Origin of the sequence: Streptomyces coeruleorubidus (genome assembly GCF_008705135.1) — a bacterium.
Classification (GTDB): Bacteria; Actinomycetota; Actinomycetes; order Streptomycetales; family Streptomycetaceae; genus Streptomyces; species Streptomyces coeruleofuscus.
Genome location: NZ_CP023694.1, coordinates 3505736 through 3522581 on the forward strand (window position 1 = coordinate 3505736; position 16846 = coordinate 3522581).

15 protein-coding genes are annotated in these 16846 nt (G+C 71.3%); 12 read left to right on the top strand and 3 right to left on the bottom strand.

Annotated features, from left to right (window positions below; translation table 11 throughout):
• Positions 1-15 precede the first annotated feature (15 nt).
• The 4 genes from speB to ppk2 all read left to right on the top strand — a co-directional run bounded on the left by speB (position 16) and on the right by ppk2 (position 4020).
• A complete protein-coding gene (gene speB / locus CP976_RS16105; RefSeq protein WP_020273332.1) occupies positions 16-999 on the top strand; it encodes an agmatinase in 984 nt (327 codons plus the stop codon).
• Positions 996-2681 (top strand): thiamine pyrophosphate-binding protein, encoded by a 1686-nt coding sequence (locus CP976_RS16110; protein ID WP_150480996.1) that lies wholly within the window; start codon positions 996-998, stop codon positions 2679-2681. The genes speB and CP976_RS16110 overlap by 4 nt, the downstream gene beginning before the upstream one ends.
• A gap of 98 nt (positions 2682-2779) precedes the next feature.
• Complete coding sequence (locus tag CP976_RS16115; protein WP_150480997.1) at positions 2780-3022, top strand: DUF6411 family protein; 243 nt, start codon at positions 2780-2782, stop codon at positions 3020-3022.
• A 32-nt stretch (positions 3023-3054) separates the two neighbouring features.
• Positions 3055-4020, top strand: a complete 966-nt coding sequence (gene ppk2, locus CP976_RS16120; protein ID WP_150480998.1) for a polyphosphate kinase 2 — start codon at positions 3055-3057, stop codon at positions 4018-4020.
• A gap of 54 nt (positions 4021-4074) precedes the next feature.
• On the opposite strand, the gene CP976_RS16125 is transcribed toward ppk2, so the two are convergent.
• Together CP976_RS16125 and CP976_RS16130 are read right to left on the bottom strand one after the other, a co-directional pair.
• A complete protein-coding gene (locus CP976_RS16125; RefSeq protein ID WP_150480999.1) occupies positions 4075-4506 on the bottom strand; it encodes an ATP-binding protein in 432 nt (143 codons plus the stop codon).
• A gap of 153 nt (positions 4507-4659) precedes the next feature.
• Positions 4660-5286: a hypothetical protein gene (locus CP976_RS16130; protein ID WP_150481000.1), complete on the bottom strand. Its 627-nt coding sequence runs from the start codon at positions 5284-5286 to the stop codon at positions 4660-4662.
• Positions 5287-5641: 355 nt separating this feature from the next.
• On the opposite strand from CP976_RS16130, the gene CP976_RS16135 reads away from it, so the two are divergent.
• Both CP976_RS16135 and CP976_RS16140 read left to right on the top strand, forming a co-directional pair.
• Positions 5642-6493: a serine hydrolase gene (locus CP976_RS16135; protein ID WP_150481001.1), complete on the top strand. Its 852-nt coding sequence runs from the start codon at positions 5642-5644 to the stop codon at positions 6491-6493.
• 86 nt (positions 6494-6579) lie between these two features.
• The gene (locus CP976_RS16140; protein ID WP_150481002.1) at positions 6580-7641 is read left to right on the top strand and encodes an esterase-like activity of phytase family protein; all 1062 of its coding nucleotides are present in this window, start codon (positions 6580-6582) and stop codon (positions 7639-7641) included.
• A 521-nt stretch (positions 7642-8162) separates the two neighbouring features.
• On the opposite strand, the gene CP976_RS16145 is transcribed toward CP976_RS16140, so the two are convergent.
• Positions 8163-8759, bottom strand: coding sequence for an SACE_7040 family transcriptional regulator (locus CP976_RS16145; protein WP_150481003.1), 597 nt, complete (start codon positions 8757-8759; stop codon positions 8163-8165).
• A gap of 86 nt (positions 8760-8845) precedes the next feature.
• Here CP976_RS16145 and CP976_RS16150 point away from each other — a divergent pair, with 86 nt between their 5' ends.
• The 6 genes from CP976_RS16150 to CP976_RS16175 all read left to right on the top strand — a co-directional run bounded on the left by CP976_RS16150 (position 8846) and on the right by CP976_RS16175 (position 16718).
• Entirely contained in the window at positions 8846-10462 is a 1617-nt protein-coding gene (locus CP976_RS16150) for a carboxyl transferase domain-containing protein (RefSeq protein WP_150481004.1), read from the top strand.
• Positions 10463-10476: 14 nt separating this feature from the next.
• Complete coding sequence (locus tag CP976_RS16155) at positions 10477-12393, top strand: acetyl/propionyl/methylcrotonyl-CoA carboxylase subunit alpha (protein ID WP_150481005.1); 1917 nt, start codon at positions 10477-10479, stop codon at positions 12391-12393.
• Complete coding sequence (locus tag CP976_RS16160) at positions 12390-13340, top strand: hydroxymethylglutaryl-CoA lyase (RefSeq protein WP_150481006.1); 951 nt, start codon at positions 12390-12392, stop codon at positions 13338-13340. Before CP976_RS16155 ends, CP976_RS16160 begins: the two co-directional genes overlap by 4 nt.
• 5 nt (positions 13341-13345) lie before the next feature.
• The gene (locus tag CP976_RS16165; protein ID WP_150481007.1) at positions 13346-14506 is read left to right on the top strand and encodes an acyl-CoA dehydrogenase family protein; all 1161 of its coding nucleotides are present in this window, start codon (positions 13346-13348) and stop codon (positions 14504-14506) included.
• Between the two features lie 198 nt (positions 14507-14704).
• Positions 14705-15748, top strand: a complete 1044-nt coding sequence (locus CP976_RS16170) for an ABC transporter substrate-binding protein (RefSeq protein WP_150481008.1) — start codon at positions 14705-14707, stop codon at positions 15746-15748.
• Positions 15749-15863: 115 nt separating this feature from the next.
• The gene (locus CP976_RS16175) at positions 15864-16718 is read left to right on the top strand and encodes a siderophore-interacting protein (protein WP_150481009.1); all 855 of its coding nucleotides are present in this window, start codon (positions 15864-15866) and stop codon (positions 16716-16718) included.
• Positions 16719-16846 lie beyond the last annotated feature (128 nt).

A 16846-nucleotide genomic window follows, 5' to 3' on the forward strand; every position in this document is an offset into this window, starting at 1 on the left:
AGAAGGCATTTCCTCATGAGCAGCAACGAGACTCCCCGCGGGCCCGTCGACTCGTCCCGCGTCCCGCGGTACGCCGGTCCCGCGACCTTCGCCCGGCTGCCCCGGCTCGACGAGGTCGGCGGACGGGCCGATGTCGCCGTGGTGGGCGTGCCGTTCGACTCGGGTGTCTCGTACCGGCCGGGCGCCCGCTTCGGCGGCAACGCGATCCGTGAGGCGTCCCGGCTGCTGCGCCCGTACAACCCGGCGCAGGACGCCTCGCCCTTCGCCCTCGCCCAGGTCGCGGACGGCGGGGACATCGCCGTGAACCCGTTCAACATCAACGAGGCCGTCGAGACCGTCGAGGCCGCCGCGGACGACCTGCTCGGGACGGGCGCCCGCCTGATGACCCTCGGCGGCGACCACACCATCGCGCTGCCGCTGCTGCGCTCGGTGGCGAAGAAGCACGGCCCGGTGGCCCTGCTGCACTTCGACGCCCACCTCGACACCTGGGACACCTACTTCGGCGCCGAGTACACGCACGGCACCCCGTTCCGCCGCGCAGTCGAGGAGGGCATCCTCGACACCTCCGCCCTGTCCCACGTCGGCACCCGCGGCCCGCTCTACGGCAAGCAGGACCTCACCGACGACGAGAAGATGGGCTTCGGCATCGTCACCTCGGCGGACGTCTACCGGCGCGGCGCCGACGAGGTCGCCGACCAGCTGCGCCAGCGCATCGGCGACCGGCCGCTGTACATATCCATCGACATCGACTGCCTCGACCCGGCCCACGCGCCCGGCACGGGCACGCCCGAGGCCGGCGGCATGACCTCGCGCGAGCTGCTGGAGATCCTGCGCGGGCTGGCGTCCTGCAACCTGGTCTCGGCGGACGTCGTCGAGGTGGCCCCCGCGTACGATCACGCGGAGATCACGTCGGTGGCCGCGTCCCACACGGCGTACGAACTGACCACGATCATGTCCCGCCAGATCGCCGCGGCCCGGAAGGACTCGGAAGCACAGTGACTCACGACCACGACCTGGTGCTCCGCCCGACGCCCGCCCAGACGGAGGCAGCCCTCAGCCCTCCCCCCGGCCGCAACGGCGGAGACCTGGTCGTGGAGACGCTGGCCGGGCTGGGCGCCACGACCGTCTTCGGCCTGCCCGGCCAGCACGCCCTCGGCATGTTCGACGCGCTGCGCCGCTCGGACCTCAGGTATGTCGGCCTGCGGGTGGAGAACAACGCCGCCTTCGCGGCGGACGCGTACGGCCGGATCACCGGTGAGGCGGCGCCGCTGCTGCTGTCGACGGGGCCGGGAGCGCTCACCTCGCTGGCGGCGCTCCAGGAGGCTGCCGCGGCCAGCGCCCCCGTCCTGGCGATCAGCAGCCAGGTCCCGACGGCCGGGCTCGGCGGCGGCCGCCACGGCTATCTGCACGAACTGCCCGACCAGGCGGCCTCCTTCCGGGGCGTGGTGAAGTCGGTCCACACCGCCCGCACCCAGTCGCAGATCCCGTCCGCCATCGAGGCGGCCTGGACGTCGGCGCTGAGCGCCCCGCACGGGCCGGTGTGGGTGGAGATCCCGCAGGACGTGCTGCTCGCCGAGACAGCGATCCCGGTGGTGACCGGCGGCGACGCCTTCCCCGAGGAACTGCCGCCGCGCCCCGAACTGACGGCCGTGGCCGCCGACCTGCTGTCGAAGGCGGCCCGTCCGGCGATCATCGCGGGCGGCGGAGTCGTCCGTGCGGACGCGTCCAAGAAGCTGCGTCAGCTGGCCGAGACGCTTCAGGCGCCGGTCGTCACGACACCCGGCGGCAAGGGCGCCTTCCCCTGGACGCACCCGCTGTCGCTCCAGTCCTGGATCGAGGACCGCCACACCACGGACTTCCTGGAGGACGCGGACGTCCTCCTCGTCGTCGGCTCCGGACTCGGCGAACTCTCCTCGAACTACCACACGTTCAAGCCGCGCGGCCGGGTCGTCCAGATCGAGGCCGACCTCGGCAAGCTGGAGTCCAACCACCCCGCACTGGGCATCCACGCGGACGCCCGCCTCGCGTTGCAGGCGCTGCTGGAGACGGTCTCCGAGCGGGAGGACCCGACGGCGCCGGAGCGCGTCCGCGCACTGCTCGCGAAGGTCGCCGAACGCATCGCCTCCCAGGAACTCACCCTGGAGCAGAGCGTGTTGGCGTCGGTGCGCAAGGCCCTCCCCGCCGACTCCCCGTCCTTCTGGGACATGACGATCCTCGCGTACTGGGCCTGGTCGGCCTTCGACGCCAAGGGTCCCAACCACATGCACTCCGCCCAGGGCGCGGGCGGCCTCGGCTACGCCTTCCCGGCGGCACTCGGCGCGGCGGTGGCCGACCCCACCCGGCCGGTCCTCGCCGTCTCCGGCGACGGCGGCGCCCTGTACTCGATCGCCGAGCTGGCGACGGCCCGCCAGTACGGACTGAACGTCACCTGGCTGATCGTCGACGACGGCGGCTACGGCATCCTGCGCGAGTACATGACCGACACGTTCGGCGAGGCGACCGCGACGGAGCTGACCCGGCCGGACTACGTGGCGCTGGCGGAGTCCTTCGGCGTCCCCGGGGTCCGTACGACCCCGGAGACCCTTGAGCAGGACCTCGCGAAGCACCTCGCGTCGCCCGGGCCCTCGGTGGTCCTGCTCCCGGCCGTGCTGCGGATGTTCGCGGCGACGCACCTGGACTGAGCGGCGGCCGGTCCGGCCAGGCCGCTTCCTCGCTCCTCACATGGGCGGGACGGAGCGGGGCACCCGTGTACCCGTTCACCAGCGAAGGGGAGCTGATCATGGTAGTCGCCGCCGTCATCGTCGGGTGCGTGGTCCTGGCCGTCCTGGCCTTCCTCGTCCCCCGTCTCTCCCGCCACCCCGAACGCGGCACGCAACGTACGCTCGGTGCCGGGGCCCGGGCCGGTGGCAAGGCGCCCGGCATTCTGGGCCGAATCTTCAGCAAGCCCTTCCACAGCAGTTCGCGGGCGGTGAGCCGCAGCGGTTCGGCAGGCCGCCGCTCCCGCGGCCGCATGCCCTTCTGACCGACGGCGCGGGCCGAGCGGGGAGCATGATCATGAACGCCGAAGACGCCGAAGACGCGGACAGGCTGCTGGACGGGCTGACCGTGGATGCCAGTCGGCGAGAGCAGCCGATCGTGCTGGACGAAGACGGACGCCCCATCCGGACCTGGCGGGAGAACCATCCGTACGACCGCAAGGTGGGCCGCAAGGAGTACGAGCGGACCAAGCGCATCCTGCAGATCGAGCTGCTCAAGCTCCAGCGGTGGGTCAAGGAGACCGGCGCCCGTCTGGTCGTGGTGTGCGAGGGGCGTGACGCGGCGGGCAAGGGCGGCACGATCCAGCGGCTCACCGAGCGGCTCAACCCGCGCGGCGCACGGGTGGTCGCCCTGGACAAACCCACCGAACGCGAGAGGGGCCAGTGGTACTTCCAGCGGTACATCGCGCATCTGCCGACGGCCGGGGAGATCGTCTTCTTCGACCGCTCCTGGTACAACCGGGCCGGCGTCGAGCGCGTGATGGGGTACTGCTCCAAGGACGAGTACGAGCGGTTCCTCGACCAGTGCCCGGCCTTCGAGCGGATGCTGGTCGACGACGGCGTCCTGCTGGTGAAGTTCTGGTTCTCCGTCTCCCGCTCCGAGCAGCGCACGCGCTTCGCGATCCGGCAGGTCGACCCGGTACGCCAGTGGAAGCTCTCTCCCACCGACTTTGCCTCGCTGGACCTCTGGGACGACTACACCGAGGCGAAGGTCGACATGTTCCGCGCCACGGACACCGCATACGCCCCCTGGACCGTCGTCAAGAGCAACGACAAGCGGCGCGCCCGGCTGGAGACCATGCGCAGTCTGCTGTCGCGCATCGACTACGCCAGCAAGGACCGCGAGGCCGTCGGCACACCCGACCCCCTCATCGTCGGCGCCGCCGACACCCTTCTGGAGCCCGGCGAGGAGGACACCGCGCTGTCACCCACTCCGTTGTCCTCCGGCGCCGACGGGCCGGGCAAGCACCCCGGGACCGACTGACGCGACACCTCTCCTCGGAGGCGGGCCTCACCCGCCTCACCCGGTGAACAGAACTCAGTCGCTACCGTCAGGCCGGTGGTTGCCGTCATCGGTCTCGGCGGGGCGGAAGCATGCCGTCACCGTCTTGCCGTTCCGCTGGCACCGCATCCCCCACTCATCGGCGAGCTTCCGCACGATCGCCACTCCGCGGCCGGAGACGTCCCCCGCCTCTGCCTCGCGCTGACGCGGCAGCGTCGGGTCCTCGTCGTGGACGCTCACATGAAGGCAGTCGCCGTCCCATGTGAGGACCAGGTGCGCGTCGCTGTGCGCGTGGATGTGCGCATTGGTGATCAGCTCGGACACGGCCAGCACGATGGCGTCCACCGTGTCCGGCTCCGCAGCGGCCCAGGGCAGGGATTCGAGGCGCTTGCGTGTCCACTCCCGTCCGGCGCGCACTCCCTCGGACATGGGGAACGAGTGCGCCCATCCCATCGCCTTCACCGCCACGGCCCCGACCGCCTCTCCCTCGGCCCCACACACGTGCAGGAACCGGGTACCCGGCGCCCGCCTCGACAGACACGATGCGGTGGGCCGACCGCGACTTTCCGGCCGGCCCACCCCACACGCCGGTTACTCCTCCGAACGCGGCTCGAACACGACCTAGAGGCCGTCGCGGACCATCGCGGCGACGAGGTGGACGTGGCGGTCGGCCGCCGTGTTCGACATCTCGTTCTCGAAGTTCAGGCCGTAGGGCCAGAAGTGCCCGCCGCCGGTGGAGATCTTGGCTCCGGAGCCGTCGTACTGCTTGACCAGCGCGGTCGCCTGCCCGCCGGTCCAGGTGCCGCTGCCGCCCAGGCGGGACCATCCCGAGCTGGTGCCCACGCCGATGGTGTGGGCGATCTCGTGCAGGGCCGTCCGCTCGGTCATGTAGCTGCGGTTGCTGCCGAAGCGGATGGTCCCGTTGATGTTGCCGTCGGCGGTGGGGACGCCCGGCTCGTAGCGGACGGTGATGGTCTTGCCCAGGTCGCTGAGGTTGTTGTAGCGGGCCACCGCCGCGTTCATGGCCCGGGTGATGGCGTCGTAGGCGGTGCGCTGGTCCTCGGTGGGGTTGCTCGCCCGCACGAGGGACCAGGTGATGGTGGCGGCGGCGGCGCGTTCGCGGGCCGGGGTAGGAGCGGCCTGGGAAGCGGTCTGGGGGGTGGCGGCCTGGGCGACAGCCGGGCCGGCCAGCAGTGCGGCGGTCAGCGCGGCTATGAGTGCCTTGCGGGGCGCCTTGCGTGGGCTCATTGAGGATCCTCACTGTGGGGGTGACCGTCAGAAGCTTGCGACACTTCGTACGGCGTTCGGGATCTCGGACAGGCGAAGCCGCTGTCGGCATCAGTTCGGAGGCAACGAAATCCCTTCGCTGACGCGGCAGTTGGCGCGCTGTCGACCGCAAGTATCCCGGCGGGAAAGGCGGCGTCAAGAGTTTCGGCAGGGGTTCGATGGCAGATACCGCGTCAGCGTCGTGGACAACCCTGATGGGTGGACGCTGTGCCGAATCCGGTCCTCTCCCGTGAAAGAACACGCCGCCCGGTAACGACTCGCACAACTCTTCACCAAGTCGCACAACCTTTCCCCCGCCCCGATGAGTCATGGGTGCATGACTTCTGGGATATCCCGCCGCGCGAGAGTGCTGGCGGCGGCCGTGGGTACGGGCGTGCTCGTGCCGCTCGTCGCCGCCGCCACGCCCGCTTCCGCCGCCACTCCGGCCGTGACCTGTACGTCCGCCAAGGCCGGACTCGCCGCCAAGCTGAAGAAGGACATCACCGCCGCGCTGGCCACCCGCAAGGGCACGGTCGCCGTCGGCCTCTACGACCGCAGCACCAACACGACCTGCACCCTGCGCGCGGGCACCGCCTACGACTCGGCCAGCGTCGTCAAGGTCACCGTCCTCGCCACGCTGCTGTGGGACGCGAAGAAGACGAACCGGTATCTCACCGACCGCGAGAACACCCTCGCCAAGGCCATGATCACCAAGTCGGACAACGCCGCGACCTCCACCCTGTGGAAGCAGCTCGGCATGACGAAGATCAAGGGCTTCCTCACCGCCGCCGGCATGACGCAGACCAAGCCCGGCGCGAACGGCTACTGGGGCCTGACGCAGATCACCGTCACCGACGAGCAGAAGCTGCTGAAGCTCGTCACCGCCAAGAACGCGGTCCTGAGCGACAACTCCCGCGCCTACATCCTCAAGCTGATGAGCCAGGTCGTCTCGTCCCAGCGCTGGGGCACGCCGTACGGAGTGCCGTCCGGCGTCACCGTGGCCGTGAAGAACGGCTGGCTGCAACGCGCCACGAACGGCTGGCGGGTGCACAGCGTGGGCGCGTTCAAGGGCGGCGGCCACGACTACATGATCACCGTGCTCAGCCACGGCAACAGCACCATGAACTACGGCATCGCGACCATCCAGGCCGTGGCCAAGGTCATCCACAAGGACCTGGCCGCGAGCTGACCACCCGTCCGCGGAGACCTGGCCGCGAGCTGACCCTTCACCACGCGTCCTACCCGGCGTCACCGGCCCGCCCTACGGTGACGCCCATGCCCCTGAGAACCCACCTCGCCCTGTTCACCGCGGGCCTGGCGGCGGCCACGTGCCTGACCGCCGTCGGCCCCGCCCAGGCGCACACGCAGCACACCTGCTCGCCGGCCGTCTCCATCGACGGCTACTCCGACGCGCTCGACAAGACGACGTTCGAGAACACCTACGTCGGCAACTTCTCCGCCCTGGCCGTGGACGGTGACGGCTCCCTGGCCGCCCTCTCCGACCGCTCGTCGCTCTTCCGCCTGGACGCGAGGACGCTGAAGCCACGGTCCCTGGTCCCGCTCAGCGACGAGAACGGCACCGCGCTCGACTCCGAGGGCCTGGTGGTCGACCTCCCCCACTCTCGGCTTCGCTCCAGCGGGGACACCCCCATCGGCACGTATCTCGTCTCCTCCGAGACGGAGCCCTCCATCCGCCGCTACTCCCGCACCGGCAGGCTCCTCGACCGCCTCCCGGTCCCGGACGCCCTGCGCGTGAGCCCCGCGGGCCGCGCCCGGCCCAACGGCACCTTCGAGGGCCTGACCCTGCTCCCCGGCGGCCGCACCCTGCTGGCCTCCATGGAGTACGCGCTCTCCGGCGACGACTCGACGATCGTCCGCTTCCAGACCTGGCGCAGGACGCCGCACGGCCACTTCACCCTCGGCGCCCAGTACGCCTACCGCACGGACCCCGGCCTGGGCGTCCCCGAGGTCCAGGCGACCCCCGACGGCCGCCTCCTGGTCCTGGAACGCGGCTTCACCTCCGGCGTGGGCAACACGGTCCGCCTCTACCTGGCCGACCCCCGCAAGGCGACGGACACGAGCGCCGTCGAGACGCTACCGGCCGGCCCCGGGACCCGCCTGGTCGACAAGACCCTCCTCACCGACCTCGCGGCCTGCCCCTCCCTCGGCGCGACGGCCAAACAGCCCCAGCCGAACCCCCTCCTCGACAACATCGAGGCCATGACGATCACGGGCCGCGCGAGGAACACCCTGAAGGTCCTCCTGGCCAGCGACGACAACGAGAACAAGACGCAGACGACCCGCTTCTACGCGCTGCGGGTGAGAACCACTGCCTAGCCCCCACACGCTCGTCTGACCCAAGGCCGAACCTCACCGCGACCGAGACGAGCGCCCCCAGCACGACGAGACAGGCCATGCCGACCGACTCGCCGTGGGCATCCTGAACGCCCCGACCGCCCGAACCGACGACGCCCGGCCGCCCGCGGCAACGCTCCGTGCGGTCGGGTAGCGGCTCGGGGATCCGTGCCCGGCGGGGGGAGGGGTGGGTCCCCACCGGAGGCGTAGGGGCGAAGCCCCGGACCGGGGTGCAGGGGGCGAAGCCCCCGTCGGGGTCCGGGGTGAAGCCCCGGACGGGGGCGCAGGGGGCGAAGCCCGCATCCGGGGCGCGGGGCGGAGCCCCGGACGGGGGCGCAGGGGGCGAAGCCCCCGTCCGGGGTGCGGGGCGGAGCCCCGAGGCCAGGACCGCTTGTCCGACTGGGTCGGGTGGGCGGGTGGGAAACCCCGGGGTCCGGGGCGGAGCCCCGCGGCGTTGGCCTCCTGGCCGACAGCTACGGGCGGGCGGGTGGGCAAACCCCCCGCTAGACCCCCGCCGCCGCGAACGCCCCCCGGGCCATCCGATGCAACAGCTCCGCCGTAGCCCCCCGCCCGGGCAGAGACCCGGCCCGACCCAAGTGCGGCGTCGAGTTCAGCAGCCCGAACACCGAGTGCACAGCCGACCGCGCCGCAGGCTCCCCCAGCGCGGGATACACCTCGCGCACCACCCCCACCCACAGCTCCACATACTGCCGCTGAAGCTGCCGCACCATCTTCCGGTCACTGTCCCGGAGGCGATCCAGCTCCCGATCGTGCAGGGTGATCAGAGGCCGGTCGTCGAGCGCGAAGTCGATATGTCCCTCGATCAGCGAGTCGAGGACCGCCTCCGCCCCCGCACCCCCGTCCGCCTCCGCCACCCGCCGCTTCGCCCCGGTCAGCAGCTGCCCGCTGATCCCCACCAGCAGCTCCGCGAGCATCGCGTCCTTCCCCGCGAAGTGCCGGTACAGCCCGGGCCCGCTGATCCCGACAGCGGCACCTATCTCGTCGACCCCGACCCCGTGGAAGCCCCGCTCGGCGAACAGCCGGGCAGCCTCCTTGAGGATCTGCTCGCGTCGGGTGGGGGCATCGGTTCTCGTGGCCATGAAATCAATTCTAGACAGGGAGGTTAGCGGTCGTTAACCTGAAGGAAATGCGTTAACGCTCATTAACAAGGTGAGGGGACCGCAGGATGCACGAGGCACCGGAGCTCACGAGCGCGGCAGACCCCGCGTCGGAGGCCTTTCGGGCCAACGAGGAGGCGCACCACGCCCTCGTGGAGGAGCTGCGCGCCAAGCTGGCCGCAGCCGCGCAGGGCGGCGGCGAGAAGGCCCGCGCCCGCCACACCGCGCGCGGCAAGCTGCTCCCCCGCGACCGCGTCGACACGCTCCTCGACCCGGGCTCGCCCTTCCTGGAGCTGGCCCCGCTCGCGGCCGACGGGATGTACGAGGGCCAGGCCCCGGCCGCCGGTGTCATCGCCGGCATCGGCCGGATCAGCGGCCGCGAAACGGTGGTCATCGCCAACGACGCCACGGTCAAGGGCGGCACGTATTACCCGATGACGGTCAAGAAGCACCTCCGCGCCCAGGAGGTCGCCCTCGACAACCGCCTCCCCTGCGTCTACCTCGTGGACTCCGGAGGCGCCTTCCTCCCCATGCAGGACGAGGTCTTCCCCGACCGCGACCACTTCGGCCGGATCTTCTACAACCAGGCCCGCATGTCCGGCGCCGGCATCCCCCAGATCGCCGCCGTCCTCGGCTCCTGCACGGCCGGCGGGGCGTACGTCCCGGCGATGAGCGACGAGGCGGTGATCGTCCGCAGCCAGGGCACGATCTTCCTGGGCGGACCGCCCCTGGTGAAGGCGGCCACCGGCGAGGTCGTCACGGCGGAGGAGCTCGGCGGCGGCGAGGTCCACTCCCGCGTCTCGGGCGTCACGGACCACCTCGCGGAGAACGACGCGCACGCCCTGCGCATCGTCCGCACGATCGTCTCCACCCTCCCCGCACGAGGAGGGCTCCCCTGGGAGGTCACGGAGGCGACAGAACCCAAGGTCGACCCGCACGGCCTCTACGGCGCGGTCCCGGTCGACTCCCGCACCCCGTACGACGTGCGCGAGATCATCGCCCGGGTCGTCGACGGCTCCCGTTTCGCCGAGTTCAAGTCCGAGTTCGGCCAGACCCTGGTCACGGGCTTCGCCCGGATCCACGGCCACCCGGTGGGCATCGTCGCCAACAACGGCATCCTGTTCTCCGAGTCCGCCCAGAAGGGCGCCCACTTCATCGAGCTGTGCGACCAGCGCGGCATCCCGCTGGTGTTCCTCCAGAACATCTCCGGGTTCATGGTCGGCAAGGACTACGAGGCGGGCGGCATCGCCAAGCACGGCGCCAAGATGGTCACCGCGGTGGCCTGCACGCGCGTGCCGAAGCTGACGGTCGTGGTGGGCGGCTCGTACGGCGCCGGCAACTACTCGATGTGCGGCAGGGCGTACTCCCCCCGCTTCCTGTGGATGTGGCCGAACGCCAAGATCTCGGTCATGGGCGGCGAGCAGGCCGCCTCGGTCCTCGCGACCGTCAAGCGGGACCAGCTGGAGGCGCGCGGCGAGTCCTGGCCCGCCGAGGACGAGGAGGCCTTCAAGGCCCCGGTCCGCGCCCAGTACGAGCGCCAGGGGAATGCCTACTACGCGACGGCCCGCCTCTGGGACGACGGTGTGATCGACCCGCTGGACACCCGGCAGGTCCTGGGCCTGGCCCTGACCGCGTGCGCCAACGCGCCCCTGGGTGACCCCCAGTTCGGCGTCTTCCGGATGTGAGGGGACGGACGACGATGTTCGAGACAGTGCTTGTGGCCAACCGGGGCGAGATCGCCGTACGGGTCATCCGTACGCTGCGGTCGATGGGCGTGCGCTCGGTGGCCGTCTTCTCCGACGCGGACGCCGACGCCCGGCATGTCCGCGAGGCGGACACTGCGGTCCGGATCGGTCCGGCCCCGGCGTCCGAGAGCTATCTGTCGGTGGAGCGCCTGCTGGAGGCAGCCGCGCGCACCGGCGCCCAGGCCGTCCACCCGGGCTACGGCTTCCTCGCCGAGAACGCCGCCTTCGCGCGCGCCTGCGCCGAGGCCGGCCTGGTCTTCATCGGTCCTCCGGCGGACGCGATCTCCCTCATGGGCGACAAGATCCGTGCCAAGGAGACGGTCCGGGCGGCCGGAGTGCCCGTGGTCCCCGGCGGACGCGACCCCGAGCTGGCCGACGCGGCCCGCGAGCTGGGCGCGCCCGTGCTGCTGAAGCCGAGCGCGGGCGGCGGCGGCAAGGGCATGCGCCTGGTGCGGGACCTGACCCGGCTGGAGGAGGAGATCGCCGCGGCCCGCCGCGAGGCCCGCGCCTCCTTCGGCGACGACACGCTCCTGGTCGAGCGCTGGATCGACCGCCCCCGCCACATCGAGATCCAGGTCCTGGCCGACGGCCACGGAAACGTCGTCCACCTCGGGGAGCGCGAGTGCTCCCTCCAGCGCCGCCACCAGAAGATCATCGAGGAGGCCCCGAGCGTGCTCCTCGACGAGGGGACGCGCTCCGCGATGGGCGAGGCGGCGGTCCAGGCGGCCCGCTCCTGCGGCTACCGGGGGGCCGGCACAGTCGAGTTCATCGTCCCGGGCACCGACCCGTCCTCGTACTACTTCATGGAGATGAACACCCGCCTCCAGGTGGAACACCCGGTCACGGAACTCGTCACCGGACTGGACCTGGTCGAGTGGCAGCTTCGGGTGGCGGCCGGCGAGCCCCTTGCCTTCGCGCAGGAGGACGTGCGGCTGACCGGCCACGCGGTGGAGGCCCGTATCTGCGCCGAGGACCCGGCGCGCGGCTTCCTCCCCTCCGGCGGCACGGTCCTGCGGCTCCGCGAACCGCAGGGCGACGGCATCCGCACCGACTCGGGCCTCACGGAGGGCACGGAGGTCGGCAGCCTCTACGACCCGATGCTCTCGAAGGTCATCGCGTACGGCCCCGACCGCGCGACCGCGCTGCGCAAGCTCCGTTCGGCCCTGGCGGAGACGGTCACGCTCGGGGTGCAGACCAACGCCGGTTTCCTGCGCCGGCTGCTCGCCCACCCGGCGGTGGTCGCCGGCGACCTGGACACCGGCCTGGTCGAGCGGGAGGTCGAGGGACTGGTCCCGACCGAGGTACCGGAGGAGGTGTACGAGGCGGCGGGGGCCGTACGCCTGGACGCGCTGACGCCCGGGCCCGGCGGCTGGACGGACCCGTTCTCGGTCCCCAGCGGCTGGCGGATCGGCGGAGTCCGGAAGCCGCCCGCCTTCCACCTGCGGGTGCAGGACCCACTGGAGTACACCCCGCGCGGCACCGCCACGGTCACCGACGACCGGGTCTCCGTCACGCTGGACGGCGTCCGCCACACCTTCCACCGCGCCGCCGACTGGCTCGGCCGCGACGGCGACGCCTGGCACGTGCGCGACCACGACCCGGTGGCCGCGTCCCTGAGCCGCGCGGCCCACGCGGGCGCCGACTCGCTGACCGCGCCCATGCCGGGCACGGTGACGGTGGTGAAGGTCGCCGTCGGCGACGAGGTGACGGCGGGCCAGAGCCTGCTGGTGGTGGAGGCGATGAAGATGGAGCACGTCATCTCAGCCCCGCACGCCGGCAAGGTCACCGAACTGGACGTGACCCCGGGCTCGACGGTCGCCATGGACCAGGTGCTGGCGGTCATCGCACCCCACGAGGAGGCGGAGGAATGACAGTCGACGGTCTCCCGATGGCGGTCCCGGCCGCGGACCTCCCCACCCGCGTCCGCATCCACGAGGTGGGCGCGCGCGACGGCCTTCAGAACGAGAAGGCGACGGTCCCCACGCAGATCAAGGCGGAGTTCGTCCGCCGCCTGGCCGAAGCGGGCCTGACGACGATCGAGGCGACGAGCTTCGTCCACCCCAAGTGGGTCCCCCAACTGGCGGACGCGGAACAGCTCTACCCCCTGGTCGGCGACCTCCCGGTGGCCCTGCCGGTGCTGGTCCCGAACGAACGCGGCCTGGACCGCGCCCTGGCCCTGGGCGCCCGGCGGGTGGCGGTCTTCGCCAGCGCCACGGAGTCCTTCGCCAAGGCCAACCTCAACCGCACGGTGGACGAGGCGCTGGCGATGTTCGACCCGGTGGTGAGCCGGGCGAAGGCCGAGGACGTCCATGTCCGCGGCTACCTCTCCATGTGCTTCGGCGACCCCTGGGAGGGCGCGGTCCCGATCCCCCAGGTGGTGAAGGTGTGCCGGGCCCTGCTGGACATGGGCTGTGACGAACTGAGCCTGGGCGACACGATCGGCGTGGCGACCCCGGGCCACGTGGTCGCGCTCCTCGCGGCCCTCGACGAAGCGGGAATCCCACCGTCCGCCCTCGGCGTCCACTTCCACGACACGTACGGCCAGGCCCTCGCCAACACGCTCGCGGCCCTCCAGCAAGGCGTCACGACGGTCGACGCCTCCGCGGGCGGCCTGGGCGGCTGCCCGTACGCCAAGTCGGCGACCGGCAACCTGGCCACCGAAGACCTCGTGTGGATGCTGCGGGGCCTCGGCATCGAAACCGGAATCGACCTCGGCCGCCTCGTCGCCACCAGCGCGTGGATGGCCACCCACCTGGGCCGACCCAGCCCGTCCCGCACCGTCCGAGCCCTGTCCCACGAGGACACCGAGGAGCACTGATCACCATGGACTACCGCCTCTCCCCCGAGTTGGAGGAACTCCGCCGCACAGTCGAGGAGTTCGCGCACGAGGTCGTGGCGCCGAAGATCGGCGACCTCTACGAGCGGCACGAGTTCCCGTACGAGATCGTCCGGGAGATGGGCCGCATGGGCCTGTTCGGGCTGCCGTTCCCCGAGGAGTACGGCGGCATGGGCGGCGACTACCTGGCGCTGGGCGTGGCCCTGGAGGAACTGGCGCGGGTGGACTCCTCGGTCGCGATCACCCTGGAAGCCGGCGTCTCGCTCGGCGCGATGCCCGTCTACCGCTACGGCACTCAGGCCCAGAAGCGGGAATGGCTCCCCCGCCTCTGCTCCGGCGAACTCCTGGGCGCGTTCGGCCTGACGGAGCCGGACGGCGGCAGCGACGCGGGCGCGACCCGCACGACGGCCCGCCTGGACGAGTCGACGAACGAGTGGGTGATCAACGGCACGAAGTGCTTCATCACCAACTCGGGCACGGACATCACGGGCCTGGTGACGGTCACGGCGGTCACCGGCCGCACGCCGGACGGCAAGCCGCTCATCTCCTCGATCATCGTCCCCTCCGGCACGCCGGGCTTCACGATCGCGGCCCCGTACTCGAAGGTCGGCTGGAACGCCTCGGACACCCGCGAGCTGTCCTTCTCGGACGTCCGGGTCCCGGCGGCGAACCTGCTGGGCGAGGAGGGCCGCGGCTACGCCCAGTTCCTGCGCATCCTCGACGAGGGCCGCATCGCCATCGCCGCCCTGGCGACGGGCCTGGCACAGGGCTGCGTCGACGAATCCGTCAAGTACGCCAAGGAACGCCACGCCTTCGGCAAGCCGATCGCCGCCAACCAGGCCATCCAGTTCAAGATCGCCGACATGGAGATGAAGGCCCACACGGCCCGCCTCGCCTGGCGCGACGCGGCGGCCCGCCTGGTGTCCGGCGACCCCTTCAAGAAGGAAGCGGCACTGGCCAAGCTCTACTCCTCCACCATCGCCGTGGACAACGCCCGCGAGGCCACCCAGATCCACGGCGGCTACGGCTTCATGAACGAGTACCCGGTCGCCCGCATGTGGCGCGACTCCAAGATCCTCGAAATCGGCGAGGGCACGAGCGAGGTCCAGCGGATGCTGATCGCACGGGAGTTGGGGCTGGTGAGCTGAACTACCGGCTGGGGCCTGCTCACGGGCGCGGTGATCCGGATCACTGCGCCCGTCCGCATTCCCGCCCCCTCCCCCGGGCACAGGTACCAGGGCCCCCCTGGACACGGCATGAGGTTAGGCTAACCTAATCTCGAATCCAGCCAACTGGCTGACAGCCGTGCCCGCAGTGGCTCCGAACGTACGAAAGCAGACCCAGCGATGTCGAACGCCAGAACCGCCCGTTTCTCCCGCCGCGGCATCCTCGCCGCCGGTGGCGCTCTCGGACTCGGTGCCCTCGTGACCGCGTGTGGCAGCGAGGACTCGACGGACGGCGGCTCGGACTCGAAGGCGTCCGCCAAGTCCGGCCCGTGGTCCTTCAAGGACGACCGCGGCAAGAACGTCCAGCTCGACAAGGTCCCCGCGAACATCGTCGCCTTCACCGGCGTCGCCGCCGCCCTGTACGACTACGGCGTCTCCGTCAAGGGCGTCTTCGGCCCGACCAAGACGCAGGACGGCAAGCCCGACGTCCAGGCCGGCGACATGGACATCAGCAAGGTGACCATCCTCGGCAACACCTGGGACCAGTTCAACGTCGAGAAGTACGCCGCCCTCGCCCCCGAGGTGCTGATCAGCACCATGTTCGACTCCGCGGGCACCCTCTGGTACGTCCCCGAGGCCTCCAAGGACAAGATCGCCAAGCTCGCCCCGAGCGTCGGCGTATCGGTCTACGACCGTCAGCTCACCGCCCCGCTCCAGCGCATGTGGGAGCTGGCCGAGTCCCTCGGCGGCGACATGAAGGCCGCGAAGGTCACCGACGCCAAGAAGCGGTTCGAGGAGGCCTCCGCGCGGCTGCGCAAGGCCGCCAAGGCACACCCCGACATCAAGGTGATGGCCGGTTCCGCGAGCCAGGAGCTCTTCTACGTCTCCGGCACCAACCTCTCGGTCGACCTGGAGTACTTCAAGGCCCTCGGCGTGAACTTCGTCGAGCCGCCGGAGAAGGCCAAGGCCGAGGGCGGCGGCTGGTTCGAGAGCCTGAGCTGGGAGAACGTCGACAAGTACGCGGCCGACATCATCATGATGGACGACCGGTCCTCGGCGATCCAGCCGGCGAACATCACCGAGGCGACATGGAAGAAGCTGCCCGCGGTGAAGGCTGGGCAGGTCATCTCCCGGTCGGCCGAGCCGATTCTGTCGTACGACAAGTGCGTGCCGTTGGTGGAGAACCTGGCGAAGGCCATCGAGACGGCCAAGAAGGTCGCCTAAGCAGGCTGCCGAATGGGCTGAGTGGGCGCGTGCGGGTCGGGTGTGGCTGGTCGCGCAGTTCCCCGCGCCCCTAGGTACGTCACCCCAGCCCCGTGACAATGACTCAGGAGCCCTCATGACCACCGCCGTAGCCGCCCCGTTCCGTTTCTTCTCGCTCCAGGTCGTACGGACGAGGCGGCTCGGTCCGTCCCTGGTCCGTGTCACCTTCGGTGGACCCGACCTGCACGCCTTCCACTCCGACGGGCGTGACCAGTCGCTGTCGCTGTTCCTGCCCCACCCCGGGCAGCCCGAGCCGGTCGTTCCGCTGGAGCTCGGGGACGGGTGGTGGCAGGGCTGGCGTGAACTGCCGGACGACGTACGGGCCGTGATGCGGTCGTACACCCTGCGGGCACTGCGCCGCGACCCGGACGAGATCGACATCGACTTCGCGCTGCACGGCATCGAGCCGGGCGCCGCGGTACAGGCCGGTCCCGCCTCCCGCTGGGCCGCCCGGGCCGCCGCCGGAGACCGGGTCCTGCTGCTCGGCCCGGCCGTCGCCGACAACCGGGCGATCCGCTTCCGGCCGCCCGAGGACACCGACCTCGTGGTCGTCTGGGGCGACGAGACCGCCGTACCGGCCGCCTCGGCCATCGTCGAGTCGCTGCCGGCCGGCACCCGTGCCCGGGTCTGGCTCGAGGTGCCGCACGCCGGGGACATCCAGGACCTGCCGACCGAGGCGGACGCTGAGATCACCTGGCTCGTGAGGGAGGAGAAGGGCCACGAGGGCTCCTCCACGGCCCTCGACGCCCTCCGCGAGGCCCAACTGCCTCCGGCCGAGCGGCCGTACGTCTGGATCGCCGGCGAGTCCGGCTGCGTCAAGGAGCTGCGCCGGCACTTCGTGCGCGAACGCGGCATCGACCGCCGCCGGGTGACGTTCGTCGGCTACTGGCGCCGCGGCGTGACCGAGGAGCAGTTGCGGGCCGAGGGGTAACACCGCAGCCCACAAGCCCTCCACCCCCTCCCCAGGCCTTTTCCCGCACCCACCCGACCCGAGTGACCACAGTCACGGCAGGGCCCGGTTGCCCGTACATCAACTTAGGTTAGGCTTACCTAAGTTGA